We start from the raw sequence: 18,329 nt of genomic DNA, 5'->3' as shown, positions 1-18,329 counted from the left end.
GCTACAGCGTATCGAGCGCCACATCGATCACGTCCAGCAGGCACTGGCGACGCTGGTTCACTGGACTGCCTTTGCTCAGCACCCGCAGACCCTGAATGGTGTTGACGAAGAACCGGGCCAGCGCCTGCGGACTCTTGGCTTTGTCGAGTTCACCTGATTGCTGTCCATGCTGGATCAGCTTTTCCAACGCCCTCTGCAAGCGCTGGAAGTTGTACGCCACAAGCTCGGCAACAGCGTCGTCCTGCCCCGCCAGTTCCAGCGTGGCATTGGCGACTAAGCAGCCGCGCCGCAGCGGGTCGTTCAACTCGTCCTCGACGATGCGCATCAGCAATTGCCGGATCAGTGCCTTGGGGGAAGAGTTGGGGCTGGCCAGCAATTCCACATTGGCCTGAGTTACGGCCTGGTAGCGGCGCAGCGCCTGCTGGTAGAGCCCTTGTTTGTTTTCGAATGTGCTGTACAGGCTGCTGCGCGACAGGCCGGTGCCGTCGACCAGATCCTGAATCGAGGTCGCGGCGTATCCACGCTGCCAGAAAACTTTCATGGCGGCATCGGCAATCTCGTCGGGCTCGAACGCTTTGGTACGCATGATAATTCAACTAACTGGAATGATCGTTCCAGTAAATGTACGATGCTACTTCTGGAGCGTCAAGAACAATCGGATCGTCCATCGTCGAACTTTAGAAAACGTTGGTGCATGGAAACACCCACGTCTCAAATCGGGGGGGCAAACGCCGCATCGCCGGCTTGTAACCTCTTGGATACAAGGCACGACGATGCTGAACACTTTTATCTTCGACATACCCATGGACGCTCTGGCCTCAAGAATGCTCGCCACTGCACTTATCGTGATGGCCGTTTCCCGGGGAGGAATAATCTGGGACAGACCACGATATTGGCGCTGTTGAGTGTCCGCTTTGGCCGATGGCTGCCTTTGAAACGTCCTACGTTTCTGGAACGAAGGTCGTCTCTCTCCACAGCCTGCCGCTTCCGATCTCAGTGCTAGAGGTTCAGACATGCCCACGCATCACTGTGCGTCCAGCAGCTGGCAACGGTCCGACCGTAATGCCGAGCGGTTCTTTGCTCCGATCGCACATCGGTAGTTGGGCGCCACGCGCGCGCCCATCCCAGCGGTTCTGCTCACCGAGCAGGCTGGCGATCATCGGGCCGATGTCGTCGGGCACGCCCACACGGCCAAGCGCCGTCATCTCTGCGAAGACCTTGTTAAGGTCCGGCATGTCGCGCACCGCACCGCCCAGGAAGTCGGTCTCGATCGCGCCCGGCGCCACCCTATTCACTGCGATGCCGCGGCTGCCCAGCTCCTTGGCCAGGTAGAGGCTCAGCACCTCCACCGCGCCCTTGGCGGCGGCATAGGCGGCAAAGCCAGGGGAGGCGAACCGCGTCAGGCCCGTGGAGAGGTTGACGATCCGCCCGCCGTCGGCGAGCAGCGGCAGCAGCGCCTGGGTGAGGAAGAAGGTAGCTCTTGACCCTATAGCGACTTCAGACTTTATCGTTACACGCTCTCGCGCACTTAGGCTCAGGAGCTCTCTCACAATGCGTATTCTGATTATCGAAGACGAAGAAAAAGCAGCGGATTATCTACGCCAGGGCCTCACGGAAAGTGGCTACATCGTGGACATCGCAAACACTGGGCTGGATGGCTTTCATCTGGCGCTGCAGACCGACTACTCACTCATCCTGCTCGACGTAAACTTGCCGACCATGGATGGCTGGGAAGTGCTCGAGCTGATCAGGCGCCGCAAACAGACCCGTGTGATCATGCTAACGGCCCACAGCAGGCTCGAAGAAAAAGTCCGCGGCTTCGAGCTTGGCGCTGATGACTACCTGGTGAAGCCGTTTCAGTTCCCTGAACTGCTTGCACGCATTCGCACCTTGCTGCGCCGCGGCGAGACCGTGATGGTCAACGAAAGCCTGCAGATCGCGGACCTGGTGCTCGACCCCAGCGGCCATAAGGCGTTTCGCGCCGGCCAGCGTATCGACCTGACAGGCAAGGAATTCGCCCTGCTGCATCTGCTGCTGCGCCGCCGCGGCGAAGTGCTGACGCGTACCGAAATCACCTCGCTGATCTGGGACATGAATTTCGACTGCGACACCAACGTCGTCGAGGTCGCCATTCGCCGCTTGCGTGTGAAGGTCGACGAGCCGTTCGAGCATCGCCTGATCCACACCATCCGCGGCGTCGGCTACCTGCTGGAAGATCAGCAATGAAGCCCTTCAGCCTCGCCTTGCGCCTGGCACTCAACGTTATTCTCGCCGGAGCCACGCTGGTCACCCTGCTGATCGCGATGTGCTATTGGGTGCTCGAACGGGAACTCGACAGTGGCGCCCGGAATGAAGTTATAGCCAAGCTCGCGCAGATCGAAAGTGGTCTGAAAGACGATGTGGATATTCACCAGCGTCGCCCCTGGCAACACGTTGTGGCGGATGCGGTTACCGGGCACAGCGACCTGTCTCTGGTGGCGATCGACAGCCAGACAGGCGCAGTTGTGCTACGAGTCGGATCACTGGATACCGTCCCCCAGCGCCGCTCGCCACGGGCTAACGACATCCTGTTCAGCGAGTGGGAAGGTGCAGACGGCACCCATTTCCTGACAGCTCAAATGCCTGTCGAGGTGACGGGCATGGCACCGATGCTGTTGCAGCTGAGCCAGAACCGCAGTGCCGACAAGCACCTGCTTGCCGCGTTTCTGAAGTCGGCGACGGCGGCTGTGCCGTTTTTGCTCATTCTGATCGGGCTGGCAGGTTGGCTCGTCGCCCACCAGGGCCTGCGCCCGCTTCGCCGCTTCCGGGCGCTGGCAGCGAAGATATCGGCCCGCGACCTGTCGCCACGCATCCGCACGGATCGCCTTCCCAAGGAACTGCAAGACCTGGCGCTGGGGCTGAACCTCATGTTGCACCGGCTGGACAAGGACGTTCAGCAACTCTCCCAGTTCTCCGATGACGCCGCGCACGAGCTGCGTGCGCCGCTCAACAATTTGCTCGGCAAGGCTCAGGTGATGCTTGGCCGCGAGCGTGACCGCGAGCAATACCGCGATGCCTTGGAGTCGTCGGTTGAGGAGCTGGAGCGCCTCAGCCGTATCGTTACCGACATGCTGTTTCTGGCCCAGGTGAGCCACGCCGAACTCGACCTGACACTCGAAAATATCGCCCTCGATGAAGAGGCGCGGCGCGTCTGCAACTTCTTTGCAGTGCTGGCCGAGGAACGTGGTATCAGGCTGGTGATCGACGGTGCCGCCAGTGTTTTGGGGGACCGGTTGATGATCCAGCGGGCGATTTCCAATCTGCTGTCGAATGCCCTGCGCCACGCCGCAGCCGACAGCACAATCCACCTCTGTGTCACCGCACAGACGCCACACGAGGCGACCCTGGCCATAAGCAACAAGGGTGCAGGTATCGCTGCGGAGCATCTGCCGCACCTGTTCGAGCGGTTCTACCGGGTTGGTAAACGCGCCACGGGCAGCACCGGGCTTGGCCTGGCGATCGTGCGCTCGATCATGAGCCTGCATGGTGGTACGGCAGCAGCCAGCAGCCACGCAGGCCAGACTACCTTTACCCTGACGTTTCCCACCCAGCGTTGATTCCATTTCGCCGCACAAGGGCGCTCCGATGACACACAGCGATGATCGACACACTCACAACCATGACCATCCGCATGGGCACGGCGACGGCCATGATCACGGCCACGCAGGGCACAGCCACGCGCCAGCGGTGACGGCGGACAACGCCAAGCGCATTCGCCTGGTGTTCATTCTCACCACGCTTTACGCGCTGATTCAGGCCGTCGGTGGCTGGCTCTCGGGTTCACTGGCACTGATTGCCGACTCCGGCCACATGATTTCCGACTCGGCAGCCCTGCTCCTGGCCCTGATCGCCTATCAGGTCGCCGCCCGCGCCCCTGATGCGCGGCGCACCTATGGTTTTCATCGGGTGCGGGTGCTCGCCGCCCTGGCCAATGGTGCGACCCTGTTGCTGCTGGTTGTGTGGATCGTCTGGGAAGCGATTGCGCGTTTTCGCGAGCCGGTCGAGGTGCTGGCAGGGCCGATGCTCGTCGTTGCCAGCATCGGCCTGCTGGTGAATATCGCCGGCGCGCTGATCCTCAACGCAGGCAACAAGGGCGACAGCAACCTGCGGGGTGCGCTGTTGCATGTCATGGGTGATCTGCTCGGTTCGGTGGGCGCGATTGCCGCCGCCATCGGCATCATGTTCACGGGCTGGACAGTGCTCGACCCGATCCTGTCGGTGGTGGTTGCCCTGCTCGTGGTGCGCTCGGCGTGGCGCCTTATCGCCGAGTCCATTCAGGTGCTGCTGCAGGCTACGCCAGCGGGAATCGACGCGCGCCAGGCCGAGCAGGCGTTGACCGAGCTGCCCGGGGTAGCCGAAGCCGGCCACTTTCACGCCTGGACACTGACCGACGACGCCAGCGTCGCGACCGTTCACGTGACACCGGCTGCGGGCGCCGACAGCCTGAGATTGCCAGCGGTCGTCGGCGATTACTTGCGCGAGCGCTACGGCCTCGCCCATATCACGGTTCAGGTCGACCCGCCGGGCAGCCTGCAGCAACACTGAACCGCCAGCGCCAGACGTGCTTACGCCCCGGTTGGGGCGTAAGCGTCAGTCTGCGGGTTTGACGAGGCTCGGCTGCTCGTCATCTTCACGCCGGTGAATCCACTGGTACAGCGCAGGCAATACCAGCAGCGTGAGTGCGGTGGAGGACAGAATCCCGCCGATCACCACGGTGGCCAGGGGCCGCTGCACTTCGGCACCGGTGCCGGTGGCCAGCGCCATCGGCACGAACCCCAGCGAGGCCACCAGGGCCGTCATCAACACCGGACGCAGGCGAGTAAGCGCGCCTTCGGTGATCGCCGTGTGCAGTGGCATGCCGGCTTCGCGCAGGCTGCGGATGAACGCAATCATCACCAGCCCGTTGAGCACAGCCACACCAGACAGGGCGATAAAGCCCACCCCGGCGGAAATCGACAGCGGGATATCACGCAGCCACAACGCCAGGATGCCGCCAGTCAGCGCAAAGGGGATGCCGGTAAACACCACGAGCCCGTCCTTGATGTTATTGAACATCATGAACAGCAGGGTGAAGACCAGCAGCAGCGCAACCGGCACCACGATCTGCAGACGATTGGCCGCCGATTGCAGTTGCTCGAACTGGCCACCCCAAGTGGTCCAGTAGCCACTGGGGATCTGCACGTCCTGCTCGAGCCGCTGGCTGGCTTCGGCCACGAACGAGCCGATGTCGCGGCCACGCACGTTGGCGCTGACCACCACCAGGCGCTTGCCGTTCTCGCGGCTGACCTGGTTGGGGCCGAGCACCATGTCCAGGCTGGCGACCTCAGCCAGCGTCGTGAACTCGATCTGATCCGTGACGCTGCCAGGGCGTGGCGGAATCGGAATCAGCAGCCGCAACAGGCCGTCGACATCGGTGCGCAGTTCATCCGAGAGCCGCACGACGATATCGAAGCGGCGATCGCCCTCGAACAGCGTGCCGGCCTGCTGGCCGCCAATCGCGAAGGCGACGGTATCCTGCACATCACCGACGTTGAGGCCGTAACGGGCAACCTTCTCGCGATCGATATTGATCGCCAGCATCGGCAAGCCTGACGTTTGCTCGACCTTGACCTCGGAAGCGCCATCAATCGACTCCAGCACCTCGGATATTTCTGCAGCGGTGCTGTTTAGCACCTCCAAGTCGTCACCGAAGACCTTGACCGCCACATCGCTGCGCACCCCGGAAATCAGCTCGTTGAAACGCAGTTGGATCGGTTGCGACAACTCGTAATTGCTGCCCGCCACCGTGGCGCTGATCCGCTGCAGGTCGGCGACCAGCTCATCACGCGACTTGTCCGGGTTTGGCCATTGTGACTTCGGCTTGAGCATCACGTAGGCGTCGGAAATGTTCGGCGGCATGGGGTCGGCGGCGATCTCGGCCGTGCCGGTACGCGCGAACACCCGCTCGATCTCCGGCATGTTTTCCATCAACGCGATTTCCAGGCGCTTCTGCATCTCCACCGATTGCGTCAGGCTCGTGCCTGGCACACGTAACGCCTGCAAGGCGAAGTCGCCCTCGCTCAGGCTGGGCACGAACTCACTGCCCATTCGGCTGGCCAGCACGCCGGAGAGCAACACGGCGATCAACGCACCGGTAAATACCGGCGTCCGGTTGTTCATCACCCAGGTCAGTACCGGCGCGTAAGCACGGCGGGCCGAGCGCACGACCAGGTTTTCTTCCTCTTTCACCTTGCCGGTGATGAACAGGGCGATGGCGGCAGGCACGAAGGTCACCGACAGGATCATCGCGCCCAACAGGGCGATGACCACGGTGAATGCCATGGGGTGGAACATTTTCCCCTCAACGCCCGTCAGCGCGAAGATCGGCAGGTAAACCACCATGATGATCAGTTGACCGAAAATCAGTGGACGCCGCGCTTCTTTGGACGCCGCAAACACTTCGCGAAAGCGCTCGGCGCGGGTCAGCATGCGGCCGTGCATCTGCTGAGCATGCGCGAGGCGGCGGATCGAGTTTTCGACGATCACCACCGCGCCATCGACAATGATGCCGAAGTCCAGCGCGCCCAGACTCATCAGGTTGGCACTGACCTGGTTGGCGAACATCCCCGTGAAGGTGAATAGCATGGACAGCGGGATGACCATGGCGGTGATCAGCGCCGCACGAATGTTTCCCAGGAACAGAAACAGCACGACGATAACCAGTATCGCGCCTTCGATGAGGTTCTTCTTGACCGTGGCAATTGCCTTGTCGACCAGATTGGTGCGGTCATACACCGGCACCGCCACCACCCCATCCGGCAACGAACGATTGATCTCAACCAGCTTCGCGGACACGGCCTGAGAGACGCTGCGGCTGTTCTCGCCGATCAGCATGAACACCGTACCGAGCACCACCTCACGGCCGTTTTCGGTTGCCGCGCCAGTGCGCAGCTCGCGGCCGATCTGCACCTCGGCGACATCGCGCACCCGGATCGGCGTACTGCTGGCATTGGACACGACGATGTTGGCGATGTCCTGCTCGCCAGCCACCTGCCCCGGTGCGCGCACCACCAACTGTTCACCGTTGCGCTCGATGAAACCGCCGCCGACGTTGGCGTTGTTGCGCTCCAGCGCTGTGATCAGATCGCCCAGGGTCAAGCGGTACGCCGCCAGGCGCCTGGGGTCGGGCGCGACCTGAAACTCCTTGGCGAAACCACCGATGGTATTGATTTCAGCCACGCCGGTAACGTTGCGCAGTTGCGGTTTGATGATCCAGTCCTGGATCACCCGCAAGTCGGTTGGCGTGTAGGCACTGCCATCTTCCTTGACCGCGCCCTCCTGGGCTTCGACCGTCCACAGGAAGATTTCCCCTAGGCCGGTGGAAATCGGCCCCATCGCCGTTTCTGCGGTCGGCGGCAGTTGATCCCTGGCCATTTGCAGGCGCTCGTTGACCAACTGGCGGGCGAAATACAGATCGGTGCCATCCTCGAAGATGACCGTCACCTGCGAAAAACCCGAACGCGATAGCGAGCGGGTCTGCTGGAGGCTCGGCAGCCCGGCCATCGCTGTCTCGATCGGAAAGGTCACGCGCTGTTCGATTTCCTGTGGGGAAAAACCGCCAGCGGCGGTGTTGATCTGCACCTGAACGTTGGTGATATCGGGAACCGCATCGATGGCGAGTTTCTGATAACTCGCCACACCGACACCGGCCATGCCGAGTACGAAAAGCAGCACGATGAAGCGCTGCTCGATAGCGAACTGGATAATACGCTCGAACATAGGATTGTCTCGTCGATGGCTGTCAGTGGGCGTGGTCTGCGGAGCCCTTGCCAAGCTCGGACTTGAGAATGAAGCTGCCTGCGGCCGCAACCGGCATGCCGGCGTTCAGGCCTTGGGTGACCTCGACGAAACCGCCGCTTGTCGCCCCCAGGGTCACGGGCTGCGCGACAAAGCCCTTGTCGACCTGCACAAACACCTGATTCTGCTCATCGATGCGCTGCACCGCTGCGACCGGCACACTCACCTTGGCCTGTCGGGACGCGGTTGCCACCTCGATGACCACCGGCAGCCCTGGGCGCCAGGCGCCATCAGGGTTGGCCAGCACTGCGCGGGCGGTGGCGGTGCGGGTTTGCTCACCCAGAAGACTGCCGATATAGGCAATGTCGCCCTCGACCTTGGTCTGCAACTCCGGGGACGCCACCAGGACCTTTTTGCCGACCTGAATGGCGCCCAGGTCCTTTGGCGCGACACTGAAGGTGGCCCACACGCGGCTGAGGTCAGAAATGGTGAAGGCGTTGCTGGCCTCGCTGACCACCTCGCCGAGCACGAAATGTTTTTCCACCACTGTGCTATCGAACGGCGCACGCAGCTCATAACGGTTGCCCTGCGACAGCGCGCCTTGCCCGCCAAGGGCGTTCATCTTCTGCCGGGCATTACTAAGGGCGATGTCGGCTTCCTGAGAAAGCTGACGGGCCTGCAGGTAATCCTGCTCGGCCGAGATGCCGTCCTGCCAGAGCTGCTGCTCGCGCTGCAGGGTTGTTCTCGCCAACTCGCTGCGCTGCTGAGCGGCCGCCAGCTCGCTGCGCTGATCGGAAATCTGCTGGCTGGCGATCACGGCCAGGGTCTGGCCCTTTTTCACGCTGTCGCCCAGGTTGACCGGCACGCTTTCCACCACGCCGGAGATACGCGGCACGACGTGCGCCGTGCGATCCTCATCGAAACGGATCTCGCCGGGCAGGCGTATCGTCGAGTCAATGACGCGAGGCTGCGCCGTGGCAATCTCGATTCCGGCAATCCTGATCTGCTCGGCGCTCAGTTCCAGCAACCCCTCGGCTTTGGAATAGGCGAAGTCATAGGCCTGGCCATCCTTGCGCACAGTCAGGCGGCCGTTGAAAAAATGCGGTTCAGCGATGCCGCGCGGGCTGACGTAGGCGTCCTCCCTCGCCTCGAACGTCAGCACGATGAGCTCTCCAGAGGCTCGTGTGGCCTCAAGGCTGACGGTGATGGCAGGCGAGGGCGCAATGCCTCTACCGGCCTCGCTCAGGTAAATGGAAATAGGCGCTGCGCCGTCTTCGCTTTCCGGCGCGACCAGCTCCAGGCCAAGAGACCCTTGCATGAAGATTTCACCACCATGAGGTCCGCGGGACTGGCTTTGCGCGTCGCCGTGCGTACCTTGCTCCTCATGGCTTTCCTCACCATGCCCCTCTTCGCCATGGGCATCGTCTGCCAATTCGGCATGCGTGCCGGCGTGCTCATTGATGTACCAGGCGCCCGCACCGGCCACGCCGATCCCGACAGCGAGGCTGATCGCCACGGCTAATTTCTTACTCATGAGAACTCCCGGATAGATGGATCAGAGGCGCTGGCGTAGCAGCAGGCCCCTTGAATGGTGTCAATGCGCCTGGCCCTTGGCGGGCCCGGCAAGTGGCCTACCTGATGACGGAGATATCTCCCAGAACCCGCTCCAGCTGCACCCAGGAATCGGTGGCGGCCGCCAGTGACTGGATGTACTGCGCACGTGACTGAATCAGCGTGCGCTGGGCATCCAGCACATCGAGAAAAGCGAACTTGCCCATTTCGAAGCCACGCGCCGTGCTGTCGACCGCCTGTTGTGCTGACGGCAGGATGGTCGACTCGAAGGCCTGGATTTCCACCTGAGCCGATTGCCACTGCGCCGCCGCCACCTGGATCTCGTTGCGCAGGCGCAGCTCGGCAGCGTTGCGCAGGTCACGGCTCTGATCGGCGCGGCGAGCGGCCGCCAGAATGTTGCCCTGATTGCGGTTGAACAACGGCAGCGGCATGGACAAACCCACCAGATTGACGCGCTCCCGGTCGGCGGCGCTGTACTGGCTGCCCAGGCTGACGTTGAGGTCGGGAATACGCTGCGTTTTCTCCAGCGCAAACGAAGCTTCCTGCTGCTCAATGGCTGTCTGCGCAGAGCGCAGCTCGGCACTCGCTGCCAGTGCGCTCAGCAAACGAGACGTAGCCGGCACCTCAGGCAGGCGGGTCGCGTCGCCCTGCGGTCGCAGCTCACTGACGGAGCCCTGGCCCATCACCAGTTGCAGGCGATCCTCGGCAATGCGCCGGTCTCGCTGCGCCCGAGTAGCTTCCAGATCAAGCTCGGCCAGTTGCACCTGGGCGCGGGTCAGCTCGATCGGGGAAACCTTTCCTGCTTTCACCCGTCCCTGGGCGATGCCCAATGCACGTTGCGCGATCTGCCGAGACTGTTCTGCCAGCTCCACACGCATGCCGGCCTGCAGAGCACCATAAAACGCTTGAATCACCTCAGCCCGGAGGCCATTGCGGTATTGCTCAAGCCCCAGCGCGGCGAGATCAATACCCCGCTGCGCCACCTCCACCCGGGCGCCACGCTTGCCACCCAACTCGATCGGTTGGGTGAGCTGCACGGTAGTCGTGCGTGTATCACTGCGGGTGTCTTCAACCTCCCAGGAAAGCTCGGGGTTGGGAATCAGCCCCGCCTGCCTTCGCTCTGCCTGGCTGATATCCACCTGCCACTTCGCGGCAGCCATGTTCGGGTTATTTTCCTGCGCCCGCTGCAGCGCCTGCGAGAACGTCACTTCGCCGGCATTCGCCAGGCTCTGCCCGCTCAGTAAACAACCCACCGCCATGAGTGCGATACCCAAGCCACGCGAAGAGTGGCGACGTGCATGATGAAAAGACAAATGAAAGCCCTCAGCCGACGCCAACTGACTCACGCCCAGCGCCCGATATATGGATGGAAACTTGATTGAGGGTAAATCTAATAAGCCGCGCTTATCGCCAAGGTGACTGCCGCATTACAAATATGTAATAGAGCGCTCGAACTAAACCCGCTGCATTACTATCGGCAGACTCAACCTCTGAACTGGACATTGCCTGGCGACTTCAAGGCGATGTAGTCGTGTGCAATAACTTTTAACGTAATCGGCATCGCAATGATTGCGACCATTCGCCACGGATAAATGAATGCATCAGCTGTTGCCAACTGCCGTTATTTACATGCAGCCATTCCTGCAACTCAATAAGACTTCTTCCACCCCAGGTGAATACCGATGCGAATCCTGATTATCGAGGACGAGCCGAAAACTGCCGATTATCTTCATCAAGGCCTGACGGAAAGTGGTTATGTGGTGGACAAGGCCAGCACAGGCGTCGATGGCCTGTATCTCGTGAGCCAGCACAACTACACGGCGGTGATTCTCGACGTCAATCTTCCGGAAATGGACGGCTGGCACGTACTGGAAAATATCCGCCGCCATGGCAGCACCCGCGTGATGATGCTGACCGCACGCGGGCGCCTGGCAGACAAGATCAAGGGCCTAGATCTGGGCGCCGACGACTACATGGTGAAACCCTTCGAATTCCCGGAACTGCTGGCCCGCCTGCGCTCGCTGCTCAGAAGAACCGAACAGGTGCAGACGCCCGTCGTGTTGCGGGTCGCCGACCTGGAGCTGGATACCGGGCGGCACCGGGCGTTTCGCGGCCGCCAGCGCATCGAGCTGACAACCAAGGAGTTCGCCCTGTTGCATCTGCTCATGCGCCGCTCGGGCGAAGTGCTGTCGCGCACCCAGATCATCTCGCTGGTATGGGACATGAACTTCGACTGCGATACCAATGTGGTCGAGGTTTCCATCCGGCGTTTACGCGCCAAGATCGACGATCCCTTTAATGACAAGTTGATCCACACGCTAAGAGGCGTTGGCTATGTACTGGAACCCCGTACGTGATGTTCGTCATCCACATAGCTATCGCCCCAGTGCTATAGGGCACCTCTAAAAACTACCTGCGTTGCCATCGCTGCGTTAAAAACAGGCTCAAAATGCTCATTTACAGCTCGTAAACTCCGCTTTTTCGCCTGTTTTTGCCTTGCGCTGACTGCCTCGTCTACGTTTTTAGAAGTGCCCTATAGCGGTCACTGGTCAATGTTGCCAGCCATGTAAGTGGGAGCTTTCAAACTTGTAATTTTTCAGTCACTTCTGCGACAGCCCGGTTTTTTTAAAGTAGGCCCACACCAATCAGGAGTCGCAGCATGAAGATCAAGATCTGTTTGTTTACCATCGCTCTACTGGGTAGCACTCAGTCCTACGCTAACGTGGCCGTAGAGAAACTTACCGAGCGTTATCAGCAGAAAAATACCGCCATTACCCAGCAATACGCCGAACAGGCCGGCAAACCAGCCCCGAAAATCATCGATTATCGATATGGGATGAAAATTGATGTCGCCAAATTGATTCACACCACCAACGACATCAAGACCTGTGGCAGTTTCAAGAAGATCATGAGTTACGAAGACTCTGCAGGTAACTTGCACGCTGTGCGCTATACCCTGCAGGGCGAGTGCGTCAATCAGCGTTAATCGTTCAAATACCTCTTCAGCCGCCCTTTATGGGCGGTTTTTTTTGGTATCGATACGAGCCGGCGATTTCATCAGAGGCTCGGCTAATAAACACAGCGTTATCATCGCTGCATTAACTGCACCGTCAGCCTATGTGGACGTACCCTGAAGCGTATCAGCAGCGTGATTTATTGCGCTGTAAGCTCGCCTTTGCAGCGTGACGAAAAGGCAAAAAAAAGCGCCCATAACGGGCGCCAAGATTCACCTCTTTCCAAGGAGCAATTACGCTTCAAAGGTGAATAGGGGAGTGCTCAACACTGTTCAGCACTTTAAAACGGTTATGAGCGACTACCTGTGCGATATATGGGCAGGTACCTGACAGAAGAAGCATCGGAACATTGAAAATCTGTCAGCAAAAAGGGCCTGCGCTTAGCTGGCCCTCGCCTTTGATTACAGAACGCTAAGCGGATATTCGACGATCAGACGGATCTCATCGAGATCCGATTCGAACTGTGTCGCACGGGTATTGGCCTGGCGAATACGGAACGACATGTCCTTGAGCGAGCCGCCCTGCACGACATACTTGGCTTCGATGTTACGCTCCCAGCGTTTCTGATCCGTCAGAGGGTTGCCATTGTCATCACGACGCATGTACACCGCGTTGGCGTTGGAATAGTCGGCGTCGCTGCCCTTGCCGTAGCGCACCATGAACGACAGGCCGGGAACGCCATAGGCCAGCATGTTCACGTCGTAGCGCAGCATCCACGACTTTTCTTTGGGCGAGTTGAAATCGGAGTACTGAATGGAGTTATCCAGGTAGATAGAGTCGGCTTGGCGCAGATAGTCGAAGTCATCGTCGCCGTTGTTACGCTGGTGGCTCAGCGCCAGGGTGTGGGCGCCGAACTGCACGCCGATCTTGCCGCTCCAGATGCTGTTGTTGAATTCGCCCAATTGCTGCGAACCCTCATCGACCGCCTTGTAGTAATTGAAGCCACCGATCAGCGCCAAGTCATCGCTTAGCGGGTAACGCAGCGAGGTGCCGACGTAGTATTGATTCCAGACATCTTTCAGGCGGCTGCTGTAGGCGCTGAAGCTGACATTGTCGTTCAGGCTGTAGTCGCCACCGAAGTAACCAATCCATGGCGAGTCGACACTGCCACCGTAGAAGGTCACGAAGTTATCGCGCATGTTGCTCGATACCGGTTGGCTCATCGAATGCAAACGGCCACCCTGCAGCGTTAGCCCTTCCAGGCTGTTGTTCACCAGCGTGACGCCGCGAAACGATTCCGGCAGCAAGCGCGAATCGCCGTAGTGCACCACCGGCGTCGCCGGGAACACATCACCCAAGGCAAGTGTGGTATCGAATGCCCTGGCCTTGAGCGCGCCGCCCACCTTGGTGTATTCGTCCCGTGCCTCGCCGTTGCTCTTCACCGGCATGACATCGAAAGAGCTTTGCCCGCCATTACGGCCGCCACCGGTATCGAGCTTCAGGCCGATCATGGCGAACGCATCCACCCCGACACCAACGGTGCCCCGGGTAAAGCCGGACTCGAATTTGCTAATGATGCCGTGTGCCCAGGCTTCGGAATATCCGTCTCCGCCTGGCGCCGTTTCACCGTTGCGGTGATCACGGTTGAAATAGAAATTTCGATTGAGAAGGGTAAGGCTGCTGCCCTCGATGAACCCTTCTTTCTGCTCATCTGCAAAAGCGGCTGGGCTGCTGCCAATAGCTGCCGAAAAAATGGCGAGTGATAGCGTGGTTTTTCTATTCATGGTTGCTCCCGACGTTAACGGCAGTTTCTTTAAGGTGGCGGCTTATAGTTTTTGAACTGATACCTTTTCCGCGCCCTATCCTTGCTGCCAGAAGCTAACGTCGAGATGATCGCAACATTACAATTTTGAAATATTCATACCGGTCGCTGATGCTGCTCCTTATCCACGACTCTTTACCAGGATATATCCGCGCCCGAAGCAGCCTGTTGATTCAGCGTAAGTTTCTATTAACAATCTTCAAACACAGACTCTCGAACACAGTCCAAGCGTTGCCGTTTTCTTGGTAGATATGACCGCGCGTTTATATCCAGCGCCGCACACGGCCCTTGTAAGAACTGAAGGATTCGCCAAAGTGTTGCTGCAACGCCCGCTCCTCAGGCGCTATCTGGAACCGCTGGATATACAGCACGAACCCGATAACGCCGAGAAAAGGCAGCGCTTCCCCCAAGGCCAGCGCCCAGGCCAGCAGCACGATGGCGAATCCCAGGTACATCGGGTTGCGGCTGTAGCGATAGATACCGCCCTCAACCAACGCAGATGCCTCTTGCGGAACCAGCGGATTGACCGTGGTACGTGCCCGCCGAAAACTCAACACACCGGCCAGGCTGATGACGCAACCCAGCAGCAGTGTCGAGAAGACCAGGGTGAGCCGCCACGGTGACGGCATTTCCAGCCTAGGCAAGACACCGAGCAACATCAGTACAGCGCATACCGCCAACACCAACACAGGCGGAATCCGATTTTGCAAAAAGGCCATTCTGAGCCCTCCTCGTTAGTTGCCACTGCCCGGTTCAGGCGCTGATCAACGCGGCTTGTCGATTTCGCTTCTGATCAGGTCGTACAGCGGCTGTGCGCCGAACTGAGTGAGTGCACGCCCGTTGACGAAGAAGGTGGGAGTGCCGCGTACGCCGAGGCGTTGGGCATCGGCGGCATCCTTGCTGAGGGCAGCATCTATATCAGCTGAATTCATCTGCTCCCGAGCCTTTTGCACATCCAGCCCTGCACGTTCTGCCGCTTCCCAGCCGGCCATCACCTGCGCGTCGTCATGCCAGGCGGGCTGAGAATCGAGGAGGGCCTCGAGCACCGGCATGAACAGATTCTGCTTTCTGGCCGCCTCGATGATTCGTGCCGCTTCTTCCGATCCCTTGTGGTTGAGTACATAGCGGATGACCACACGAATGTCTTTCGGGTGCTTGTCCATTATCTGTTTGACGATGGGATAGAAGGCGCGGCAGGCCTCGCATGATGGATCGAAGAATTCGACCACCGTCACGCGAGCATCCGCCGGGCCGAAACTTGGCGAATGGAAGCGCACCAGGTTCTGCGCGCTTGGCGCCTCAACCGGCTGCGTAGCTTGAGCTCCAGGCTGATAAGCCGGTACGGGCTGTCGCGGATAGAACAACGCAGCGAGGGCGAAACCGATAACGGCAATAAGAGTGATGACGACGACCAGGGCACGGCGGCTCATGCGGACAATCTCCGGCGAACGATTAACAGAAGAACAATGATCAGGCTGAACACGCCCAAAGACAGTAGCGGTAGCGGCAGGCTGCCGAGCACCATCATGTCGGAACCCGAGCACGACGGCCCCATGCCGCAGGGCTTGATGGCCTCAGGGATAACCCGGAAGTACAAGAGGTTGTGGTACAGCGCAACCAGCCAGCCAAGCGCCGCGACCGGCAATGCATAGCGCCAGACAGTGCCATCGGAAAGGAAGCACGCGACAGCGAGCATGGGCACCAGCGGGAACATGAACGCACGCTGAAACCAACACAGATTACAGGGCGCCTGGCCCATGACCTCGCCGACAAACAACACGCTCAGCGTGGCAATCAATGCCAGCAGCCATGCGCAAAGTAACGCAAGCCAAGGATTTGGCTGAGGATCATCCATCGAGTAACTCCAGCTTTTAGGGTTCATGCCAATGGCAAAATTGCCAAACAGCGCGAAGGATGAAGGCTGTAGCTACTACAAGGTCAATACTCACAGGAAAAAACTGCTGCTGACTCCTTGGACTAATTGCCACACACGTCCGCTTTGGCCGATGGCTGCCTTTGACACGCCCTACGGTTGTGGCGCGAGCGTTGTCTCTGTCCACAGCATGCCGTTATCCGATCTCAGTGCTAGAGGTTCAGATATGCCCACGCATCACTGTGGGGCTGGCAGGTGGCGATGATCCGACCGTAATGCCCAGTGGTTCTTTGCTCCGCTCGCGCATCGACGCAAACGCCCATCCCTGGGTTTCGCGCGCTTTGGTGTTAGATCGCCTGGCCGCCGGAGACCTCGATACGCTGGGCGTTGACCCAGCGATTCTGCTCACCGAGCAGGCTGGCGATCATCGGGCCGATGTCGTCGGGCACACCCACGCGGCCAAGCGCCGTCATCTCTGCGAAGACCTTGTTCAGGTCCGGCATGTCGCGCACCGCACCGCCCAGGAAGTCGGTCTCGATCGCGCCCGGCGCCACGGTATTCACAGCGATGCCGCGGCTGCCCAGCTCCTTGGCCAGGTAGAGGCTCAGTACCTCCACCGCGCCCTTGGCGGCGGCATAGGCGGCAAAGCCAGGGGAGGCGAACCGCGTCAGGCCCGTGGAGAGGTTGACGATCCGTCCGCCGTCGGCGAGCAGCGGCAGCAGCGCCTGGGTGAGGAAGAACACACCTTTGAAGTGCACGTTCACCAGGGCATCGAATTGCGCTTCTGTGGTCTCGGCAATCGAGGCCATGTCGCCATGCCCGGCGTTGTTGACCAGGTGATCGAAGCTGTCGCGCTGCCAGGTCGCTTTGAGTACACCTTGCAGCGTCTCGGCGAAGGCCGCGAAGGTAGTCGGGTAGCCTGTAGCGACCAGACGCTCACGAACTGACGAGGTATTGCCCATTGATCAAGCTGCGCTTATGGGCATCGGTTAACGGATTGCTCATTCGGTCATTCCAATAATGGAACCGGGCATGAAGAATCAGAGACATACAGGCTCCTTTCCTTGGCGGGCTGACAATTGAAATCAATACATTCCCTGCAGTGGCAATGCGCATAGTCTCAAGGTGCCCGCTTCGCTCGCGGCCATGAAGGATTTCAGCAGGGCCCTGCTTGTCGCAATGGGCAGGAGTCGTGCAGCAGAGCAGATGCTAAACATCCTCCTTGGCCTCAAGCGCACGGTAGTGGTCAATCTTGATTTGCAGTGCAGCAACGGCCTTTTGCACGGCAGTAACTTCGGCCTGTACATGCTGTAAATGGCTCTCCAGTATCTGGCGGCGTTCGGCGTTCGGCGTTCGGCGTTCGGCAATCGTTGAGTCCCCGGCGCTGCGCAGCTTGGCGAATATTTGCATTTTGCCGATGGTCATGTACGTGGTGCGTAAACGCAGCAGAAATTCCAGGCACGCCATATCAGTCGGCGCATAAAGCCGTTGCCGGCCGGCCGCACGGGCGACCGGTGCCAACAGGCCGATGCGTTCGTAGTAGGGCAGGGTCTAGGCCGTGAGGCCTGTGCGCTTGGCGATCTGATCAATCGTCTGGTAGGCGTTCATGAGCACAATCCTTGACCATCGGTGTTCGGTAATGCAGTAGTCCCGCTCACTCGGGAGGTGGGGCAACAATTTTGATGCCTCGTTTGGCAAACACTTCCCGCGCTGCGCTGATGCCGTTCAACGCGCTTGGAAAGCCAGCATACACCGCCATCTGGATGATGATTTCAACGATTTCCTCAGGTTTGCAACCCACATTCAGCGCCCCCTCTATATGCACCTTGAGTTGAGGTTGCGCATTTCCCAATGCGGTGAGGGCAGCGATGGTTGCCAGCTCGCGTGTGCACAGAGCGACACCAGGCCTAGAAAACACATCGCCATAGGCGAAATCGACTATCCATTCACCCAGCTCGGGCGAGATATCGCTAAGCGATTTGACCACATTGTTGCCGGCGGTCCCGGTGATTCTTTCCAGGGTTTCTACCCCTTTCACTCGTCGATTATCTGGTTCCGCTGCCGACGCCGGAATTGCGATTGCTGAAAGCAAGAGCCCGGTTACCACGCTCAGTTTTTTTGATGTCATGACCTATCTCCTTGTTTAAGCCGCGCAACGGACCTGGCCGTTTTGGCGGCGTAACATGGAGGCTATTGGTTAGAGCGCGCTCTAAGTCAAGCGCCAGTTGCTTTCAGCTAAAGGGGCCCGCAGCTAAAGGGGGCAAGCCTGTTTTCTGTACGCCAACCCCCTGCT

The 18,329-nt window shown here is 59.7% G+C and carries 15 protein-coding genes and 2 pseudogenes; 5 read left to right on the top strand and 12 right to left on the bottom strand.

Annotated features, from left to right (window positions below):
- Position 1 precedes the first annotated feature (1 nt).
- Positions 2 to 586, bottom strand: coding sequence for a TetR/AcrR family transcriptional regulator (locus BMW49_RS10190; protein ID WP_069521250.1), 585 nt, complete (start codon positions 584 to 586; stop codon positions 2 to 4).
- Positions 587 to 1,124: 538 nt separating this feature from the next.
- A pseudogene (locus BMW49_RS10185) lies at positions 1,125 to 1,508 on the bottom strand (SDR family oxidoreductase); the annotation flags it as partial.
- Between the two features lie 43 nt (positions 1,509 to 1,551).
- Between BMW49_RS10185 and BMW49_RS10180 the strand changes: the two are divergent.
- From BMW49_RS10180 to BMW49_RS10170, 3 genes are read left to right on the top strand one after another with little or no spacing between them, the layout of a single operon-like run.
- Positions 1,552 to 2,226, top strand: coding sequence for a heavy metal response regulator transcription factor (locus tag BMW49_RS10180; protein WP_069521251.1), 675 nt, complete (start codon positions 1,552 to 1,554; stop codon positions 2,224 to 2,226).
- Positions 2,223 to 3,596, top strand: coding sequence for a heavy metal sensor histidine kinase (locus BMW49_RS10175; RefSeq protein WP_069521252.1), 1,374 nt, complete (start codon positions 2,223 to 2,225; stop codon positions 3,594 to 3,596). Before BMW49_RS10180 ends, BMW49_RS10175 begins: the two co-directional genes overlap by 4 nt.
- A 28-nt stretch (positions 3,597 to 3,624) precedes the next feature.
- Complete coding sequence (locus tag BMW49_RS10170; protein WP_069521253.1) at positions 3,625 to 4,584, top strand: cation diffusion facilitator family transporter; 960 nt, start codon at positions 3,625 to 3,627, stop codon at positions 4,582 to 4,584.
- A 45-nt stretch (positions 4,585 to 4,629) separates the two neighbouring features.
- Here BMW49_RS10170 and BMW49_RS10165 read toward each other — a convergent pair whose 3' ends face one another.
- The 3 genes from BMW49_RS10165 to BMW49_RS10155 form a co-directional block, all read right to left on the bottom strand.
- The gene (locus tag BMW49_RS10165; RefSeq protein ID WP_069521254.1) at positions 4,630 to 7,797 is read right to left on the bottom strand and encodes a CusA/CzcA family heavy metal efflux RND transporter; all 3,168 of its coding nucleotides are present in this window, start codon (positions 7,795 to 7,797) and stop codon (positions 4,630 to 4,632) included.
- 22 nt (positions 7,798 to 7,819) lie between these two features.
- Positions 7,820 to 9,349: an efflux RND transporter periplasmic adaptor subunit gene (locus tag BMW49_RS10160; protein ID WP_371850893.1), complete on the bottom strand. Its 1,530-nt coding sequence runs from the start codon at positions 9,347 to 9,349 to the stop codon at positions 7,820 to 7,822.
- Between the two features lie 97 nt (positions 9,350 to 9,446).
- Entirely contained in the window at positions 9,447 to 10,646 is a 1,200-nt protein-coding gene (locus BMW49_RS10155) for a TolC family protein (protein WP_083251819.1), read from the bottom strand.
- A 423-nt stretch (positions 10,647 to 11,069) separates the two neighbouring features.
- On the opposite strand from BMW49_RS10155, the gene BMW49_RS10150 reads away from it, so the two are divergent.
- On the top strand, positions 11,070 to 11,744 hold the full coding sequence (locus BMW49_RS10150) for a heavy metal response regulator transcription factor (RefSeq protein WP_069521255.1): 675 nt from the start codon (positions 11,070 to 11,072) through the stop codon (positions 11,742 to 11,744).
- Between the two features lie 302 nt (positions 11,745 to 12,046).
- The gene (locus BMW49_RS10145) at positions 12,047 to 12,373 is read left to right on the top strand and encodes a DUF2790 domain-containing protein (protein WP_069521256.1); all 327 of its coding nucleotides are present in this window, start codon (positions 12,047 to 12,049) and stop codon (positions 12,371 to 12,373) included.
- Positions 12,374 to 12,802: 429 nt separating this feature from the next.
- On the opposite strand, the gene BMW49_RS10140 is transcribed toward BMW49_RS10145, so the two are convergent.
- The 7 genes and pseudogenes from BMW49_RS10140 to BMW49_RS10110 form a co-directional block, all read right to left on the bottom strand.
- Positions 12,803 to 14,125 carry an OprD family porin gene (locus BMW49_RS10140; RefSeq protein WP_069521257.1) on the bottom strand — a complete coding sequence of 441 codons (1,323 nt, stop codon included), beginning with the start codon at positions 14,123 to 14,125 and terminating at the stop codon, positions 12,803 to 12,805.
- Between the two features lie 301 nt (positions 14,126 to 14,426).
- The gene (locus BMW49_RS10135) at positions 14,427 to 14,882 is read right to left on the bottom strand and encodes a methyltransferase family protein (protein ID WP_069521258.1); all 456 of its coding nucleotides are present in this window, start codon (positions 14,880 to 14,882) and stop codon (positions 14,427 to 14,429) included.
- A 45-nt stretch (positions 14,883 to 14,927) separates the two neighbouring features.
- A complete protein-coding gene (locus BMW49_RS10130) occupies positions 14,928 to 15,593 on the bottom strand; it encodes a DsbA family protein (RefSeq protein ID WP_069521259.1) in 666 nt (221 codons plus the stop codon).
- Positions 15,590 to 16,018, bottom strand: coding sequence for a disulfide bond formation protein B (locus tag BMW49_RS10125; RefSeq protein WP_069521260.1), 429 nt, complete (start codon positions 16,016 to 16,018; stop codon positions 15,590 to 15,592). Before BMW49_RS10125 ends, BMW49_RS10130 begins: the two co-directional genes overlap by 4 nt.
- A 365-nt stretch (positions 16,019 to 16,383) precedes the next feature.
- Positions 16,384 to 16,956: pseudogene (locus BMW49_RS10120) on the bottom strand (SDR family oxidoreductase); the annotation flags it as partial.
- A 289-nt stretch (positions 16,957 to 17,245) separates the two neighbouring features.
- Entirely contained in the window at positions 17,246 to 17,584 is a 339-nt protein-coding gene (locus BMW49_RS10115) for a MerR family transcriptional regulator (protein WP_305885273.1), read from the bottom strand.
- A 106-nt stretch (positions 17,585 to 17,690) separates the two neighbouring features.
- Positions 17,691 to 18,164 carry a carboxymuconolactone decarboxylase family protein gene (locus tag BMW49_RS10110; protein WP_083251820.1) on the bottom strand — a complete coding sequence of 158 codons (474 nt, stop codon included), beginning with the start codon at positions 18,162 to 18,164 and terminating at the stop codon, positions 17,691 to 17,693.
- Positions 18,165 to 18,329 lie beyond the last annotated feature (165 nt).

Origin of the sequence: Pseudomonas cuatrocienegasensis (genome assembly GCF_900110925.1) — a bacterium.
GTDB lineage: Bacteria > Pseudomonadota > Gammaproteobacteria > Pseudomonadales > Pseudomonadaceae > Aquipseudomonas > Aquipseudomonas cuatrocienegasensis.
This window is presented reverse-complemented; position numbering and strand designations above follow the sequence as displayed.